At 72.4% G+C, this 15,514-nt stretch carries 7 protein-coding genes; 5 read left to right on the top strand and 2 right to left on the bottom strand.

What is annotated here, in order from left to right:
* Nucleotides 1-292: 292 nt before the first annotated feature.
* The 4 genes from ACZ7LS_RS22360 (at nt 293) to ACZ7LS_RS22345 (ending at nt 9,988) form a co-directional block, all read left to right on the top strand.
* A complete protein-coding gene (locus ACZ7LS_RS22360) occupies nt 293-3,199 on the top strand; it encodes a helix-turn-helix transcriptional regulator (RefSeq protein WP_382670107.1) in 2,907 nt (968 codons plus the stop codon).
* A 102-nt stretch (nt 3,200-3,301) separates the two neighbouring features.
* Nucleotides 3,302-6,067, top strand: coding sequence for an AAA family ATPase (locus ACZ7LS_RS22355; RefSeq protein ID WP_385135636.1), 2,766 nt, complete (start codon nt 3,302-3,304; stop codon nt 6,065-6,067).
* Entirely contained in the window at nt 6,057-8,894 is a 2,838-nt protein-coding gene (locus tag ACZ7LS_RS22350) for an ATP-binding protein (protein WP_382670101.1), read from the top strand. The genes ACZ7LS_RS22355 and ACZ7LS_RS22350 overlap by 11 nt, the downstream gene beginning before the upstream one ends.
* 512 nt (nt 8,895-9,406) lie before the next feature.
* On the top strand, nt 9,407-9,988 hold the full coding sequence (locus ACZ7LS_RS22345; protein ID WP_382519858.1) for a LuxR C-terminal-related transcriptional regulator: 582 nt from the start codon (nt 9,407-9,409) through the stop codon (nt 9,986-9,988).
* Nucleotides 9,989-10,764: 776 nt separating this feature from the next.
* On the opposite strand, the gene ACZ7LS_RS22340 is transcribed toward ACZ7LS_RS22345, so the two are convergent.
* Nucleotides 10,765-11,520 carry a hypothetical protein gene (locus ACZ7LS_RS22340; RefSeq protein WP_382875717.1) on the bottom strand — a complete coding sequence of 252 codons (756 nt, stop codon included), beginning with the start codon at nt 11,518-11,520 and terminating at the stop codon, nt 10,765-10,767.
* A 508-nt stretch (nt 11,521-12,028) separates the two neighbouring features.
* On the opposite strand from ACZ7LS_RS22340, the gene ACZ7LS_RS22335 reads away from it, so the two are divergent.
* Nucleotides 12,029-14,179 carry an FUSC family protein gene (locus ACZ7LS_RS22335; RefSeq protein ID WP_385135632.1) on the top strand — a complete coding sequence of 717 codons (2,151 nt, stop codon included), beginning with the start codon at nt 12,029-12,031 and terminating at the stop codon, nt 14,177-14,179.
* Here ACZ7LS_RS22335 and ACZ7LS_RS22330 read toward each other — a convergent pair.
* A complete protein-coding gene (locus ACZ7LS_RS22330) occupies nt 14,172-15,449 on the bottom strand; it encodes an acyltransferase family protein (RefSeq protein WP_469448323.1) in 1,278 nt (425 codons plus the stop codon). The two genes, ACZ7LS_RS22335 and ACZ7LS_RS22330, sit on opposite strands and share 8 nt — an antisense overlap.
* Between the last annotated feature and the right edge of the window lie 65 nt (nt 15,450-15,514).

Below are 15,514 nucleotides of genomic sequence, written 5' to 3'. Positions count from 1 at the left end.
GGCTGCTGCCCGGAGAGCGGGCGGCTCGTCGGGCGGGCGGGTCACCAACTCCCGCACGGCGCAATGGCGTCCAGCGGACAATAGTGCTTGATCCAGTTTGCGCGGGGTAGTCCCCAGGTGCCGAAACGGGCCTCGTGGGTTTCGTGGGTTACGGGATCTTGTGATCATGTAATCTCGCGCCGCCGGTCGTGGAACGTTCAGCTGTTTTTGCGAGATGTGCGAGATGAGCGGGATGCGTGGGACGCGTCGAGGAGTCATCGCGTCTGTTGTGTCCCCGAGAGGCGAGGAGACCATGATGCTGGAACAGGCCGACCTCTCCGGTTTGTCCAGCACACTGGTCGGTCGCGCCCGTGAGCTTCGGGTGCTGCGCCGCCACGCCGAGGCCGCGCGCGCCGGCCGCGCGGGCCTGGTGATGCTGTCCGGCCCCGCGGGCATCGGGAAGACCAGCCTTCTGCGGACGTTCCTCAGGAGCGACGCGTGCCACAACATGGCCGTGCTGTACGGCTCGTGCGGCGAAGTCGGCGCGGGCGCGGGGTACGGCGGCGTACGGGAGCTGTTCGGCTCGCTGGGGCTCAGCGGCGAGGACGCCAAGAACTCCCCGCTGCTGCGCGGCCTCGCCCGTCGCGCGCTGCCCGCCCTCACGGCGGGACCGTTCGAGCAGGAGACATCAGGCGCGTCCGCCGCCTATCCGGTGCTGCACGGGCTGTACTGGCTCGCGGCGAATCTGATGGTGGACCGCCCGCTCGTCCTCGTGCTGGACGATGTGCACTGGTGCGACGAACGCTCCCTGTGCTGGGTGGACTTCCTGCTGCGGCGCGCGGACGAGCTGCCGTTACTGGTGGTGCTCGCCCACCGGAGCGAGGCCGAACCGGTCGCGCACTCCGCGCTGGCGGACATCGCCGCGCAGCGCCGGCCCGCCCTGATGCGGCTGGCGCCGCTCACGCCCGCGGCCGTCGGCGAGATGGCCCGGCAGGTCTTCCAGACGCCCGTCGAACCGTCCTTCGCCGAACGGGCCGCCGCCGTCTCCGGTGGCAACCCCCTCACCCTCGGCCGGCTCCTGGGCGAACTGCGCGCCGAGGGCGTGCGGCCCGACGAGAAGGGCGTGCGGAGAGTCGCCGAGGTGGGCGGCCAGGTGATCGTGTCCTCCGTGAGCGCGCTGCTGGACAGTCAGCCGCTCTGGGTGCGCGAGGTGGCCAGGGCGATCGCGGTTCTCGGCGAGGAGAGCCCCGAGCTGGTCGGCATGCTCGCGGATGTGCCCCCCGCGCTGGTCACCGAGGGCGTTGTGTCCCTGCGCCGCGCCGAGGTGCTGGCGGCGGACCGCGTGGACCTCGTGCACGAGGTGGTGCGTTCGGCCGTACTGGAACCTCTCGGCGCCGAAGCGCTGGCCGGGCTCCGCACGAGAGCCGCCCTGCTGCTGAGTGACGCGGGCAGACCCGCCGAGGAAGTCGCGGGCCGGCTCATGCTGTTGCCCGCCCTGACCCAGCCCTGGATGCCCGCGGTGCTCCGTGACGCGGCCGTCCAGGCCGAGGGGCGTGGCGCTCCCGAGGCCGCGGTGCGCTATCTGCACCGTGTGCTGGAGGTGGAGCCGGACAGTGTGCCGGTACGTGTCCAGATGGCCACGTCCCTCGCGGAGATCAATCCGGCGGAGGCCATCCGGCTGCTGGAGGAGGCGCTGCCGCTGGCCGACGGCCCACGCGCCAGGGCGATGGTCGCCGTGCGGTACGGGATGGTCTGCCTGGCCGTGCAGCGGGCGCCCGCCGGCGTACGGGTCCTCGAAGGGGTCCTCGCGGAGCTGGAGGCCGAGTTGGGACCCGGCCCGGATCCCGCGGACCGTGAGCTGCGCACACTCGTCGAGTCGGTCCTGCTGATCGCCGGGGCCGACGAGAAGTCGACGGTCTCCGCGACCCTGGACCGGGCGGCGCTGCTGACCGCGCCCCCCGGGGACACGCCCGCCCAGCGCCAGATGCTCGCGATGATGACCGTACTGACCGCGATGGACGGCCGCTCGGCGGAGCGTACGGTCGAACAGGCCCGCCGCGCGCTGAGTTCGCCCGGGACGGAGCTGGAGAGCTGGCCCCTGCTGGCCTCGTCCTTCGCGCTCAGCCTCGCCGACGAGTCGGAAGAGGCGCTGGACGCGCTGGACCGCACGCTCCGGCACAGCCAGGACAACGCCGCCGTCTGGACCTTCGTGCTCGCGCTGTCCACCCGCGCTCTGGTGCTGCACGGCGCGGGCGCGTTCCCCGACGCGCTGGCCGACGCCCAGACGTCCATCGAGATCCTCGGTGAGGAGAGATGGGGGGACGGCGCCGCGCTGCCCCAGATCGCGCTCGCGACGATGCTGGTCGAACGGGGCGAACCCGAACGGGCCGAGGAGGTCCTCCGCGGTATCAAACGGAGCGGCCTGGACCGGTTCGTCATCGAACACCACTGGTGGCTGATGGCGCGAGCCCGCGCCCGATGGGCGGTCGGCGACCGCGAGGCGGCTCTCGGTCTCTACCGCGACTGCGGCAGATCTCTGGAGGAGTCCCGGTTCAGCAACCCGGCGTTTCTGCCGTGGTGGTCCGAGGCGGCCTGTCTGCTCGCGACCATGAACCGCGGCGACGAGGCCCGTGGAATGACCGGGTACGGCAGCGAGCTGGCCCGGCGATGGGGCACCCCCCGCGCCCTCGGGCTCGCCGCGCTCGCCCGCGGCGTGATCGCCCCTGGCGGCACGGGCATCGAAACGCTCACCGAGGCGGTCCTCACCCTGGCCGGCTCGCCCGCCAGGGCGGAGCACGCCAAGGCGGAACTGATCCTCGGCCGCGCCCTGCTGAAGACCGGCGACCAGCGTGGCGCCCGTGAGCATCTGCGCACCGCCACCGACCTCGCCCAGCGCTGCGGAGCCCTGGCGCTCGCCGGGGTCGCCCGCAGGCTGCTGGTCACCGCCGGCGGCCGGATGCGGAAGATGAGCGCGTCACCGCTCGACATGCTGACGGGAATGGAACGCAGGGTCGCCGGCCTCGCCGCGGCGGGCGCCAGCAACCGCTCGATCGCGGAGACCCTGTTCGTCACGGTACGCACCATCGAAACACATCTGACCAGCGTGTACCGGAAACTGGGCGTGAGCGGACGTACCGAACTGGGCGCCGTTCTGCGGACCCCCGACATCCCCGATGGACAACCGCCGGGTTGGGTATCCGAATCACGCTGGCGACGCTGAAGCGAACGAGGCGAGGCGGTGCGTGTGACTGGCCGGAACAACAATTGTCTGAGCACGCGATCCCAGGAGCGGACGTATGGATCCGACACCCGTAGAGACGCGATGGACCTGCTCGAACGGGACCGCGAACAGGCGGCGCTGACCTCCCTGCTCACCGCGCTGGGCGGAAGACGCGCGGGCATCGTGACCCTGACCGGGAGACCGGGCCACGCCCAGAACGCCCTGCTGAGATGGGCCGCCCGGCGCGCCCGGGACGGCGGGCTGTCCGTGCTGCACGCCCAGGCCGCCCCGGCCGAACGTGACGTGCGCTACGGCGTGATCGCCCAGCTCATGACCTCATCCACGGGCCGGACCGAGGGCGGCCCGGCCGGCGCCGCGCTGCGGGAACTGATGGAGCACCGGCATCCCGATCCGCTGCCCGGCCTCGACGCGACCCTTCACTCCGCACAGGAGATGCCTACCCTCGTGGCGATCGAGGACACGCAATGGCTCGATCCCGCCTCCCTGCGCTGGCTCCACGCGCTGGTCCGGCGGCTGACCCCGGACACACCGGTCGCCGTACTGGCGAGCGGCAGCGGCGTGTCGGCCAAGGGCCGGGACTGGCTCGGCCTGCTGCCCACCTCCCCGGTGCCCGCCAAACAGCTCGTGCTGCGCGGACTGACGGAAAAAGGTGTCGCCACCGTGGTGGAGACGGTCTGCGGGGCCCCGGGCGACCAGCGGTTCACCGCGACGGTCGCGGCGGCCACCGAGGGCAACCCCGCCGTCCTGCGCGATGTCCTGTGCCGGTTCACCGACCAGGGCCATGAGCCGGTCGCCGCCCGGCTGCCCGAGCTGCGTACGATCACCGCCGCTGTCGTCGGCGACCACGCGACCCGCGCGCTGCACGGACTGCCCGCCGAGGCCGTCGCGCTGCTGCGGGCGCTGGCCGTCTGCGGCGAACTGCTCAGCTTCCCCCTCGTCCGCGCGCTGGCCGGGCTCAGGCCCGTACGCGGCCAGGAACTGCACGTGATGCTGGAGGCGGCCGGACTCACCGTCTCCGGGGGAACGAAGACACAGGTACGCCACCCCACGGTGAAGGCCCGGGTGCTGGAGGACATGGCCACCGCCGAACGGGCCCAGCTGTACTCCCGCGCCGCCGAACTGGCCCACCGGGCCTGGGCGAACGACGAGGACGTCGCCCAGATCCTGCTCCGTACGCCGCCGCTGGGAGCCCCCTGGGTGGTCAGCACGCTGCGCGACAGCTTCGCCGCCGCCCTGAAGACGGAGGACCACGGCCGCGCCGCCGCGTATCTCTCCCGCGCGCTGCGCGAACCGCTGGATCCGCGCGAGCGCGCCCGGCTCACCCTGGAACTGGCCGCCGTCGAAGCGATGTCGGCACCCCTGGCGGGGGACCGGAGGCTCGGTGAACTCGTCAGGGCCGGCAGCGGCGCCCCCGAAGGACTGCGGGCCCGCGCCGTCGACCTCGGACTCGCCCGCGGCGACAGCGACTGGGCACGCCGGGCGGCGGCCGAGGCCCTGTGCGATGTACGGCCCGGCGAACGCGACGGCCTGATCGCGCTGTTCTGGCTCGCCGACGAATGCCGGGACGACACCGAACCGATGGTGCCCGAAGTGCCCGTACTGCCCGCCCGGCCCTCGACCCCCGCGCAGAGCGGTGTACGCGCCTGGCAGCTCGCCGTGCGCGGCGAGGACCTGGAGACGACCAGGGCGCTGGCCCGCGCCGCTCTCGCGGGCGACAGCCCCGACACCCCGCTCGTACTGCCCCGGCTCGCCGCCTGCCGGGCCCTGATCCTGACCGATGACCACGAAGAGGCCCACGCCGAGCTGGACGCGCTGCTCACCGCCGCACGGCACGGCCACCACAGGGCGGCCATCGCACGGATCCTGACGCTGCGCGCCGAACTGTCCCTGCGCGCGGGCCGCTTCGACGCCGTCGAACGGGACGTCGAGACCGCGGAGCGGGCCCTGCCCCTGTCGAACAGGCATCCGCTCATCGCCCCGAGCCTGACGGCCCTGCGCATCGTGACGGCGGTGGAAGCCGGCCGCCAGGGGTACGCGCGGTCGCTGGCCGCCGCGCCCACGCGGCCCGGGGCGGAGGAGAGCGTGGCCTGGTCCGCCCTCCTCTTCGCCAGGGCGCGCGTGGCAGCCGTCGACGGGCGCTGGACGGAAGCGATGGAGCTGGCGAAGGAGAGCGGCAGACGGCTGTTGCGCCGGCAGTGGAGCAATCCGGCGCTGCTGTACTGGCGTCCGCAGGCGGCCGCGGCCTGCTACGCACTCGGCGACCGCGAGGAGGCGGCGCGGCTGAGCCAGGAGGAACTGCGGCTCGCCCGCCGGTGGGGCTCCGCGAGCGCCGTCGGCCTCGCCGAGCTGTGGACCGCCCGGATGCCCGGCGCCGGCCGCAAGCCCGTGGCCGGCGCCCGCGAGGCGGTGCGAGTGCTGCGCGACTCACCCGCCCGGCTGTCCTACGGATGGGCGCTCGCCCGGCTGGCCTCCTGCGAGCTGGAGGAGGGCGACCGCCGGGCCGCCGCGCTCTCCCTCGCCCAGCTCTCCACGTTCACCACGGCCTGTCCGCCGGGCCGGCTGGCAACGGCGGCGCGCGGGCTCACCGAACGGCTGGAGAGACCGGCCGGGCCGGCGCCCCCCGCCCTGCCCCGGGAGTGGACCACGCTCTCGGAGGCAGAACAGCGCACCGCGACCTTCGCCGGACGCGGCCACGGCAACCGCGAGATCGCGGAACTGCTCTCCGTGAGCAGACGCACCGTCGAGCTGCGGCTGAGCAACGCCTACCGAAAACTGCGTATCACCGGGCGCGAGGAACTGTGCGTGCTCGTAAGGAACATGGGAGAACGGCCGAGCGATGCTTCTTGAGCGGGAGACGGAACTGGCACGCGTGGGGGCCGCGTTGAGCGCCGCCGAGGAGGGCACCTCGTCGGTGATCCTGTTGTCAGGACCCCTCGGCATCGGAAGAACGGCCCTGCTGCGGCAGCTGCCCGGTGCCGTCTCCGGCACGGACGTACGAGTCCTGCGGGCGAACGCCGCGCCCATGGAACGGGACTTCGCGTTCGGTGTGGTCCGGCAGCTGCTCGACAGCCTGCTCTCCAGTGCCTCGCGGGCGGACCGCGAGCGCTGGGCCCGCGAACCCGACCACGCCACCGGCCTGATGTTCGACGTCGACGACCTTCCCCCCGGCTGCCCGCTCGCTGACGACATGCCGAGGGGAGACACGCCCGGCGGCGCGGGCGCCGGGGGACCGGCGGGCGCCGCGTCCGAGGCGACCCTGCACGGCCCGCGCTCGCTCCTCGCCGGCATCAGCGAACACGCCAGCCTGCTCATCCTCGTGGACGACCTCCAGTGGGTGGACATCCCCTCGCTGCGCTGGCTCGCCTATCTCACCAAACGGCTGCGCGGCCTGCGGGCCGTACTGGTCTGCACACTCCGGGACGGAGACCAGGGAGCCGGACACGCCCTGGTGCGCGAGATCGCCGCCGCCGCGACCCAGACACTGCGCCCCGCCCCACTGTCGCGCGACGCCACCCGGGCCGTGATCCACGAACGGTCCGGCGTGCCAGGACACGAGGAGTACGTACGCGCCTGTCATGAAGTGACCGGCGGCAACCCGCTGTTCCTGATGTCCGTCCTGCTGGGCATGGAGGCGCGGGGCCACGCGCCGACCACCGACCACACCGACCGGGTACGCGCCCTGCGGCCCGCGGGGCTGCGGGAACGGCTGGCGAGCTATCTGCGGACCCGGCCGCGGGCGGTACGCGACACGGCCGCGGCGATCGCCGCCTTCGGCGGTCACGGAGACCCCGCGCTCATCACGGAACTCGCCGGACTGGACGAGATCGGCTTCGGCGCCGCCCGGCGCGCCCTCCGCGAGGCGGGGCTGCTGGCCGACGCGCGCGAACCGCGCTTCGTCCACCGTGTCGTCCAGGACGCCGTCGAATCCGCGATGTCCGTGGCCGAACGCGAACGCTGGCACGCCGCCGCCGCGGACCTGCTCTACCGCAGTGGCCGTCCCGCCGAGCAGGTCGCCGCCCATCTGATGGCCGTCACCACCTTCGGCCGTCCCTGGTCGGTGATGGTGCTGCGCGCCGCGGCCGACACCGCGCTGCGCCGGGGCGCCCCGGAGACCGCCGCCCGCTATCTGCGCCGCGCGCTGCTCGGCCACCGCCGCCAGGACGAGAGCCGGGCCAGACTGCTGGTCGATCTGGCCACCGCGGAGCGGGGGTTCGACCCCGAGGCGTGCCGGCGCCATGTCGTCCAGGCGATGCCCTTGCTGACCACGGTCAGGGACCGGGCCGCCGCCGTGCTGCGTACCCCGCCGCCGCTGCTCGACGCCGTGCCCCCCTCCACCGCCACGCTCCTGCGCGGTGTCAGTGACGAACTCGGGCCGCCCGCCGGACTCGACGAGCCGGCCCGGGAGATGGCGCTACGGCTCGAAGCCCGGCTCAGACACTACGGACACGAGAACCCCGGAGAGCTTGCCTCGGCCACGGAACGCCTGCGCGAGCTGGGGGAGGAGCCCCCGCTCGGCTCCGCGGCCGAACGCGAGCTGATGGCCGTGCTCCTCTTCGCCGGCGTCCTCACCGGCAGTCTGTCCGCGGCCGAGGCGGCGCGTACGGGCGCCCGCGTCCTGGATCGTGAACCGGCCGCCTCGGCGGGTGTGCACACCACACTGCCGCTGGTCGTCGTCACCCTCTTCGCCGCCGAGTCGGTCCAGGACGTGGGCTCGTGGCTGTCCACCGAACAGCAGACCCGATGGCAGAACGCGGCGGGCGCCGATGGCGTACTCCTCCTCGCGGAACGGGCGTTCGTCCTCGTCTCGCAGGGCAGGCCCACCCAGGCACGTGAGTACGCCGAGCGCGCCATGGCGTCGGCCGAGGCGGACTGGCGTGAGGTCTCCCTCATGATTCTTTCCACCGTCGCGCTCGAACTGCGCGACCCGGCGCTCAGCGAGCGGATCCTCGCCAGGGCCAGGCAGCGCCGGACGGCGGGGCTGGCGCTGACGGCCTCGCTGCGGATTCTGCAGGCGTCGGTGGACGCCCAGCGGGGACAGCGGCCCGGAGCACTGGAGAATCTGCTCGCCTGCGGCCGTCAGCTGGACGTCTCCCGCTGGCGGAACTCGGCGCTGTTCCCCTGGCGTCCGCATGCCATCGGCCTCTATCAGCGGCTCGGCGACACCCCTTCCGCGCAGCGGCTCGCCGAGGAGGAACTCGCCTGGGCCACGGCATGGGGAGCCCCGGCCGCGCTCGGCCGCGCCCTCCGGCTGAAAGGCTGGCTCCACGGCGCGCAGGGCGTCCCGCTGCTGCGCGAAGCGGTCACCGTACTGCGCGGTTCATCCTTCGAACTGGAACTCGCCAGGACACTCGTCCTGCTGGGCCGTCAGCTGGGCAGCGGCACCGAGGCGGAGGCGGCGCTACGGGAGGCAGGCACCCTCGCGGCGGCCTGCGGTGCCCCGTGGCTGGTCGAGCGGGCCGAGCACGGCCTCGGTACGGCCGCCGCGCCGAAGACAGCCGTGCTCACCCGCAGCGAACGCAGGGTGATCACTCTCGTCGGCCGCGGGCTCACCAACCAGGAAATCGCGGATGAACTCGGCGTGAGTTCGCGCGCCGTTGAGAAACATCTTACGAATTCCTATCGGAAGCTTGGCATCTCGGGCCGGCATGAGCTGGCGGATGCTCTTCCCGCGTAGCCGCCGAGGCGTAACTGTTAACGGCACGCTACGAGGCGCTGTGGCCTGTGCGACCCCTGGGCGGCCTGGTTCGGTCCCCCCTTGCCACGCGTACCCTCAAGGGAACCTCAAACAGGGCTGAATTGCACGGATGCCTCGCCAATCCGTCCCGCCCGGCATGCCGGGTTTTTCCGACCGTGGACATCGTCATTGCGGACCGAACCTTCCGGGGGTGGGACCACAGCTTTAGCCGTGTGAACAGGGCTCTTGTTGACGGGCAACCGCAAAGCTACCTACTCTCAATTCAGTAAATGGATAACCCCGCCAATGAGGTCAGGGGAGGCCGGCTGCCGGTGTTATCCGACCCGCATAATGATGTTGAGTATTCCCAATGAATCGGGGGAACTCGAAAGGATGGCGGTCTCGTGGCGATTGCTGCACTCGCAGATTCGGCGCAGGTCACAACGAGCGATCTCAAACCCGACCAGAACGGGCGCGGGCACGGACACGCCCAGCAGTTCGACCAGCCGGGGCTGTGCATGGCCTCACTCGACCCGGCTCTGACCATCCAGCAGGCGAACGAGGAGTTCTTCCGCCGGTTCGGCGATTCCTCGGCCGGCGTCTGCGGCCGTAGCTTCCGCGAGCTGGTGCATCCCAGCGTCCAGCAGCCGCTGATGCGCCAGTTCTCCCGCCTGGTGGAGGGCAAGCGCCAGCGGTTCGCCTCGCACGTGGTGGCCGTGGGGCCCGAGGACTCCGCGTTCGCGGGGACGCTGACGGCCGCGGCCGTCAGCGGGGAAACCCCCGACGTGGCCGCGATCCTGGTGCTGATGCGCTCGTCGGAGGGGTCCGAGGACGCGGGCGTACTGACCCGTCAGAAGAAGATCCTCACAGAGATCGACGCGCGCATCCTTGAGGGCATAGCCGCGGGTCTGTCCACGATCCCGCTGGCCTCCCGGCTCTATCTGAGCCGGCAGGGCGTCGAGTACCACGTGACAGGGCTGCTCCGGAAGCTCAGGGTGCCGAACCGGGCCGCCCTGGTCTCCCGTGCCTACTCGATGGGCGTGCTGAACGTCGGCACCTGGCCACCGAAGGTCGTCGAGGACTTCATCAAGTGACGTGGGAGCCGGAGCCGGCCGCCAACGGCCCGGTCCGCCGCGGTTGATACCGCCTGTACCGCGCGAATCCGCCGAACCGCACATCCACTCTCGAACCGCGGGTTCTCCCCGGACCGCACATCCATCCGCAGGACCGTGACGCCTTGATCGGGCGCCACGGTCCTGCGGGTTTCCGCGTTCTTGTCCGACTTCCCTCACCGATACGCTCCGCCGGCTATTTCTCCCGGTATCCGTCACGGGTCCCGTCGGTCCTGCGGGCCGGAAAACCCGCTCACGAGTCCGCTTGTGCCGGCTCGGTTGTCTGTTTGCCGAACTCACGGCACGGGATTGTGAATTCACATGTATGTACTATTTCGCATGGCGTGCGAGAAACGTTTCGCTTCGTCGGCCCGCGACTACTCCGAGCCGTGGAGAGCGTGCGACCCACAGTAATTGGGCCATGCGGCACATTTCGAAGCCCGATGTTCGAATGGAATGGTTACCGTGTGGTTTTGGCCACCGCCGCCTGTGGTTTTTCTGACCGATTCGACCGGCGATTCGGGCGGCGCAACGGCGGGCGGGACACCGCCTGCCGGTGTCGGTGGCCGAGAAGTGCCAGGCGCATAGTCAAGAGTCCCGCGAAGCGGGACCGCCTTTCCCCTTACGCCATGCTCTCAATCTCCTGGCCGCAATCGAATCCGGACCGGCCGTGGCTCAGCCACGGCCGGTCCGGAAGAGACCTCCACGCGAGGGACGGACACGGGCGGTGTGGGGGCGGCGGTCGATCAGACGGTCGCTCAGCCGGCGGACGCCTGGTAGAGGCCACGGCCGGCGCGGTGGGCCCGCGAGGTGCCGACGAGCCGGTCAAGCGTGCTGCGTACCGCGTTGATGCTGCCGGGGGTGCTGTCACGCCCCAGCTCCTTCGCCACATCGCGGGCACGGACGGGAGTGCCGGCGGATGCCGCGAGCACCGCGAGGATCTGCTCGGTCAGCCCGCTCGCCTGCTCCTCCGCCGTGGCGGGGGCGGCAGCCGTCTTCTTCGCCGCACGGGTCTTCGTGGCCGCGGCGGGCGCGGACTTCTTGGCCGGGCGGCTCTTCCGCTCCTTGGGAGCCGGCGACTTCGCCCCGGAGTCCCCGCCGGAGGTGCGCGCCGACGCCGAAGCGGTCGCGGACTTACGGGACTTGGCAGCCTTGGCCGCCTTGGCGGGTGCGGGCTTCTCCTCGGCGGGGGCTTCCTCGGCGGGAGTCTCCGCGACGGGAGCCTCTTCGGCGGGAGAGTCCACCGCGGGAGTCTCCGCGACGGGCGCCGGGGCGGCGGCCGGCTCCACGGCCGGTTCCGCGGCCCGCTGCTCCGGCACGGTCTCCTGTGCGGGGCGGGCGGGGGCGAGTGCCTGCAGGGCGCTCAGAGCCGTACGTACCGACTCCAGGCGCTCGGTGACGCCGGCCAGTTCCTGTTCGAGCGACTGCTGCTGTGTTTCCAGCTGAGGCAGTTCTCCGCGCAGGAGTTCCGTCGTGGTTTCGATGCTGTCCGGTGTGCCGGATGACGATGTCATGGTGTAGCCCTCTCGTTCCGTGTCACCGTTGTCGTTGTCCCCGTTGGTGACCGTTGGAGAGCAGACTAGGCTCTGTTGCGTTGTGATTGGTAACGGATGAGCCAGGGAGGGCCCGGCGTTCGGGGCGGAGTGCCCGTGCGCCGAGGTGTGAAACGGCGGTCAACGCAGGCCAACTCCCCCTTGGGACAAGGGTGGTGTGGGGCCGGGGCGCGAACTGCCTCCCATGGGGACGCCGTCATGATTACCTGCGGCATTATCGTCGGCGACGTCAGTGTGGCCGCGGGGTGAGCCCGGTGCCTGAGCGGAGCCGCACCGGCCCGGAGCCGCACCGCCCCGGAACGCGTGCGACATATGTGCGTAACAGAACGGCTGCTCGAAGGACAAGCGTCGGTGTTACGGTCGGGGACACGCGGTCGCCGCTGCCCGCCGGTCTGCTTTCCCCGCTCGACGAGACCGGTCGTACAGGAGACTCGTGTCCGCACCGCCTTCCCTTCGCTCGCTTTCCCCCATGGCGCGTTCCGTGCCCGCCTGGCTCAGGCACCCACTGGGCTGGCGCTCCGCGCCCATCCCGTGGACCGCCGTGCTCCGCGGCGCCCTGAGCGCGGGACCGCTGCTGGCGCTCGGCGTGCTGACCGGGCACCTGAGCCAGGCGGTCCTCGCGGGGCTCGGCGCGATGCTCGCCGGTGTCAACGACCGGCCGGGCACGCGGCGTACCGGTGTGGTCCACGTCGGCCTGCCCGCCGTCGGCGGCGCTTTCGGGCTGCTGTGCGGCGGACTGGTCGCCGACGCCGGGAGCCGCTGGACCGCCGTGCCCGCGCTCTTCGTCGTGGGCTGGTTCTCCGGCGCGCTGAGTGTGACCGGCCCGGTGTGGTCGGCGGCCGCCATGCAGTGTCTGGTCACCGCGTCGATCGGCGCCGGGATGCCGATACCCGGCCCCGCGTGGCTCAAGGCCGTCTGCTATCTCGGCGGCGCGGCCTGGCTCCTGCTGCTCCGGTTCCTGCTGCGCGCCCCGCGCCACATGCTGCGGCGCGGCGCCCGCCGCGAGGGGGAGCGCGAGGCCGTCGCCGCGGTCTTCGACGCGCTCGCCGACGCCCTCCTCGCCCTCGGCGGACCCGACGCGGAGCCGGCCCGCCGACGGCTGATCGCCACACAGCACCGCGCGGACGAATCACTGCGCCTGATGCGGCTGCTGCCCTTCCCCGGACGGCGCGACGGCCGCGGCTCCGCCCAGGCGCACCGGATAACGGAGCGCTTCACCGCCGCCACCGCCCTGTGCGAGGCCGGGATCGCGCTGCTGTGGGAGGGCAGGCCGCTGCCCCGGCACGTGGCGGAGGCGCCGAGCCTGCTGGCCGTCGCCGTACGGACCGACTCGGCCCCCGGCGCCCTGGCGAGCCCCGTCTCCGACACGGTCCAGCGCGGCGCGTTCGACCGCGCGCTGCTGGCCGCGGCGGTGACCTTCGACCGTACGGCGCTGCGCGGGACACCCGTACAACCGGTACCGCCCGTGCAGCCAGTGCCGCCCATACCGCCCGAGTCCTACGAGTCCTACGAGTCCGGTGAGCCGACGCGTCCGGTGCGTGCCCCGCGTCCCCCGCGACCGTCCCTGAAGGCGCGAGGCGCCCGCCGGGCGCTGAGGGAACTGACCGTGCGCGGCTCGCTCCGTACGCTCGGCCGGGTGTTCGCTCCCGCCAGGCGTGAGAACGCGCTGCGCGTGGCGCTCTGCGTCGCGGCGAGCACGGCCGTGGCGCTCAGCCTCCACCAGACCCACTGGTACTGGCTCCCGGCCACCGCGGCCTTTCTGGTGAAGCCCGATCTCGGGCCGCTCTTCTCCCGTGTGGTCAACCGCGTCGCGGGCACCGCCACCGGAGTGCTCGTCTTCACCGGCCTCACCCTGGCCATGGCGGGACTCGGCGGCCTGTGGTGGCTGGTCGCCGTGGTCGCGGCGGGCGGCGCGCTCATCCCGGTCGCCACGCGCCACTTCGGCTTCCAGACCGCGGTGGTGACGCTCCTCGTCCTCTCCTTCGTATACGCGCTGGGTGACACCGAGGCGACCGCCGCCCGGCTGCTGGACACGGCACTCGCCTGCGGGATCGTGCTGCTCGTCGGCCACCTGCCGCATCTGACGGACCCGCGCGTCCGGGTCGGTCACCGCTTCGCCGTCGCGCTGCGCCGCACGGAACGGTATCTGCGGCACGTACTGGACGACCCGGGGTCCGCACCCACCACCTCCGACGGGGCGTCGGGCACAGCGGCCACAGCGGCGGCGCCGCCCCGCGGCGGAGACGCGACGGGCATCGCGCTGCGGTACGCGGCGTACCGGGCGCTCTCCGAGGCTCGGGCCGCGGCGGAGACGGCCGCGGCCGAACTGCCGGGTCCCCACCGCGCACACCGGCACGACTGGCTGGCGGTCATGGCACGCGCGGAGCGCATCGTGGACGCCGCCACCGTCTGCGCCGTACGTGTCGAACAGGGCGTGCCCCGGCGCACGGCCACCGAGGCGCGGTGGGTGACCGAGGCGCTGGCCGCGACGGCGGACGCGCTGGAGGGCGGCCGTGGCACGCCGATGCCCACGCTGCCGCCCGTCCCGAAGGACTGCCGTTCGCTGCGCGATGTGATGACGGAACTGCACGGCATCCAGTCCCTGACGGCCGTCACCTGAGCCGTGCGCCGGTCACCACCTCGCCCGCGGGTTTCGGGCGTTTGCGCCGGGTGAGCGGTTTCTCGATGAGGTAGTGGGACGCCGTGGCGGCGAGGAGACTGGCGGTGACCGTGGCGGTCGCGTGCCACGCGTCGTCCACTCCCAGATCGGAGACCAGCCGGCTGAGCGGGTAGTGCCAGAGGTAGAGGCCGTAGCTGAGATTGCGGCCCACCCACACGAGCGGGGCCAGGGACAGTCCCCGGGAGAGCCAGGTACCGGGCTGGAGTTCCAGCGCCGCCACCACCGTCGCCGACAGCACGGCGGTCACCAGGAAGCCGACGGTGTACCAGGGCATGGTCCAGGCGTTCGCACCGGTCATCGGCACGTACGCGACGATGAGCGCCAGGACACCCAGCGCCGGCCAGGCGAGCCGCGCCGACCAGCGCCGCAGCGCGGCCAGCCGGGGGTCGTCCCTGTGCAGCCGGGCCACCAGGACCGCCAGCAGCGCACCGGCGAGCAGTTGGTCCGCGCGGGTGTCCACGCCGTTGTAGATACGGTGTGCCGCGGTCGGGTTCCACAGGATCAACCGCCAGACCACCGGCAGCAGACACAGCACCGCGGCGCAGAGCAGCACGGTGCGCGCGCCGACCCGGCGCAGGAGCAGGACCAGCACGGGCGGCCAGACCAGGTAGAACTGCTCCTCCACACTCAGCGACCAGGTGTGGGACAGCAGAGAGGTGTCGCTCGAATAGATACCGGGCTGGGCGGCCCTGACGATGTTCATCAGGAACGTGGCGGCCAGCACGATCGCCGCCCACGCGCCGTCGAAACTCGGCAGCCGTGTGGTGAGCGCCAGCACGGCGCACACCGCGCAGACCGCCAGCAGGGCGGGGACCAGCCGCAGCCAGCGCCGCCAGTAGAAGGACCGCATGGCGACATCGCCGGTACGGGCGAACTCGGCCAGCAGCAGCCGGGTGATGACGAAGCCGCTGATGGTGAAGAACACATCCACCCCCAGGGCGCCGCCCGGCAGCAGGCCCGGTTCCAGGTGGTACACGATGACCACCGCGACCGCCAGCGCCCGCAGCCCGTCCACGCCCTGGACCCGTCCGCCTGCCCGCAGCGCGGAAGGGAATCCGCGCCCGCCCCGGACGAGCCGCCCGTCGATCCGTCGTGGGAGGAGGGCCAGGGCCGTACCGGACCGGGTGGAGTGAGGTCCGGTCCGGTCGGGTAGGCGCGCGGCAGCGGTGCCCGCGCTGCCTCGTGTGTCCGCGGTGGGTGGGGTGTCCATTCATTTCCCGTGCCCGCGATGCGGCGGAGCACTCGGCAGTTAACCGAAATCTCAGAAACACCACC

The organism is Streptomyces sp. NPDC039430 (assembly GCF_055639435.1).
The sequence above is the reverse complement of the archived record's forward strand: the minus strand, read 5'-3'. Positions and strand labels throughout refer to the sequence as shown.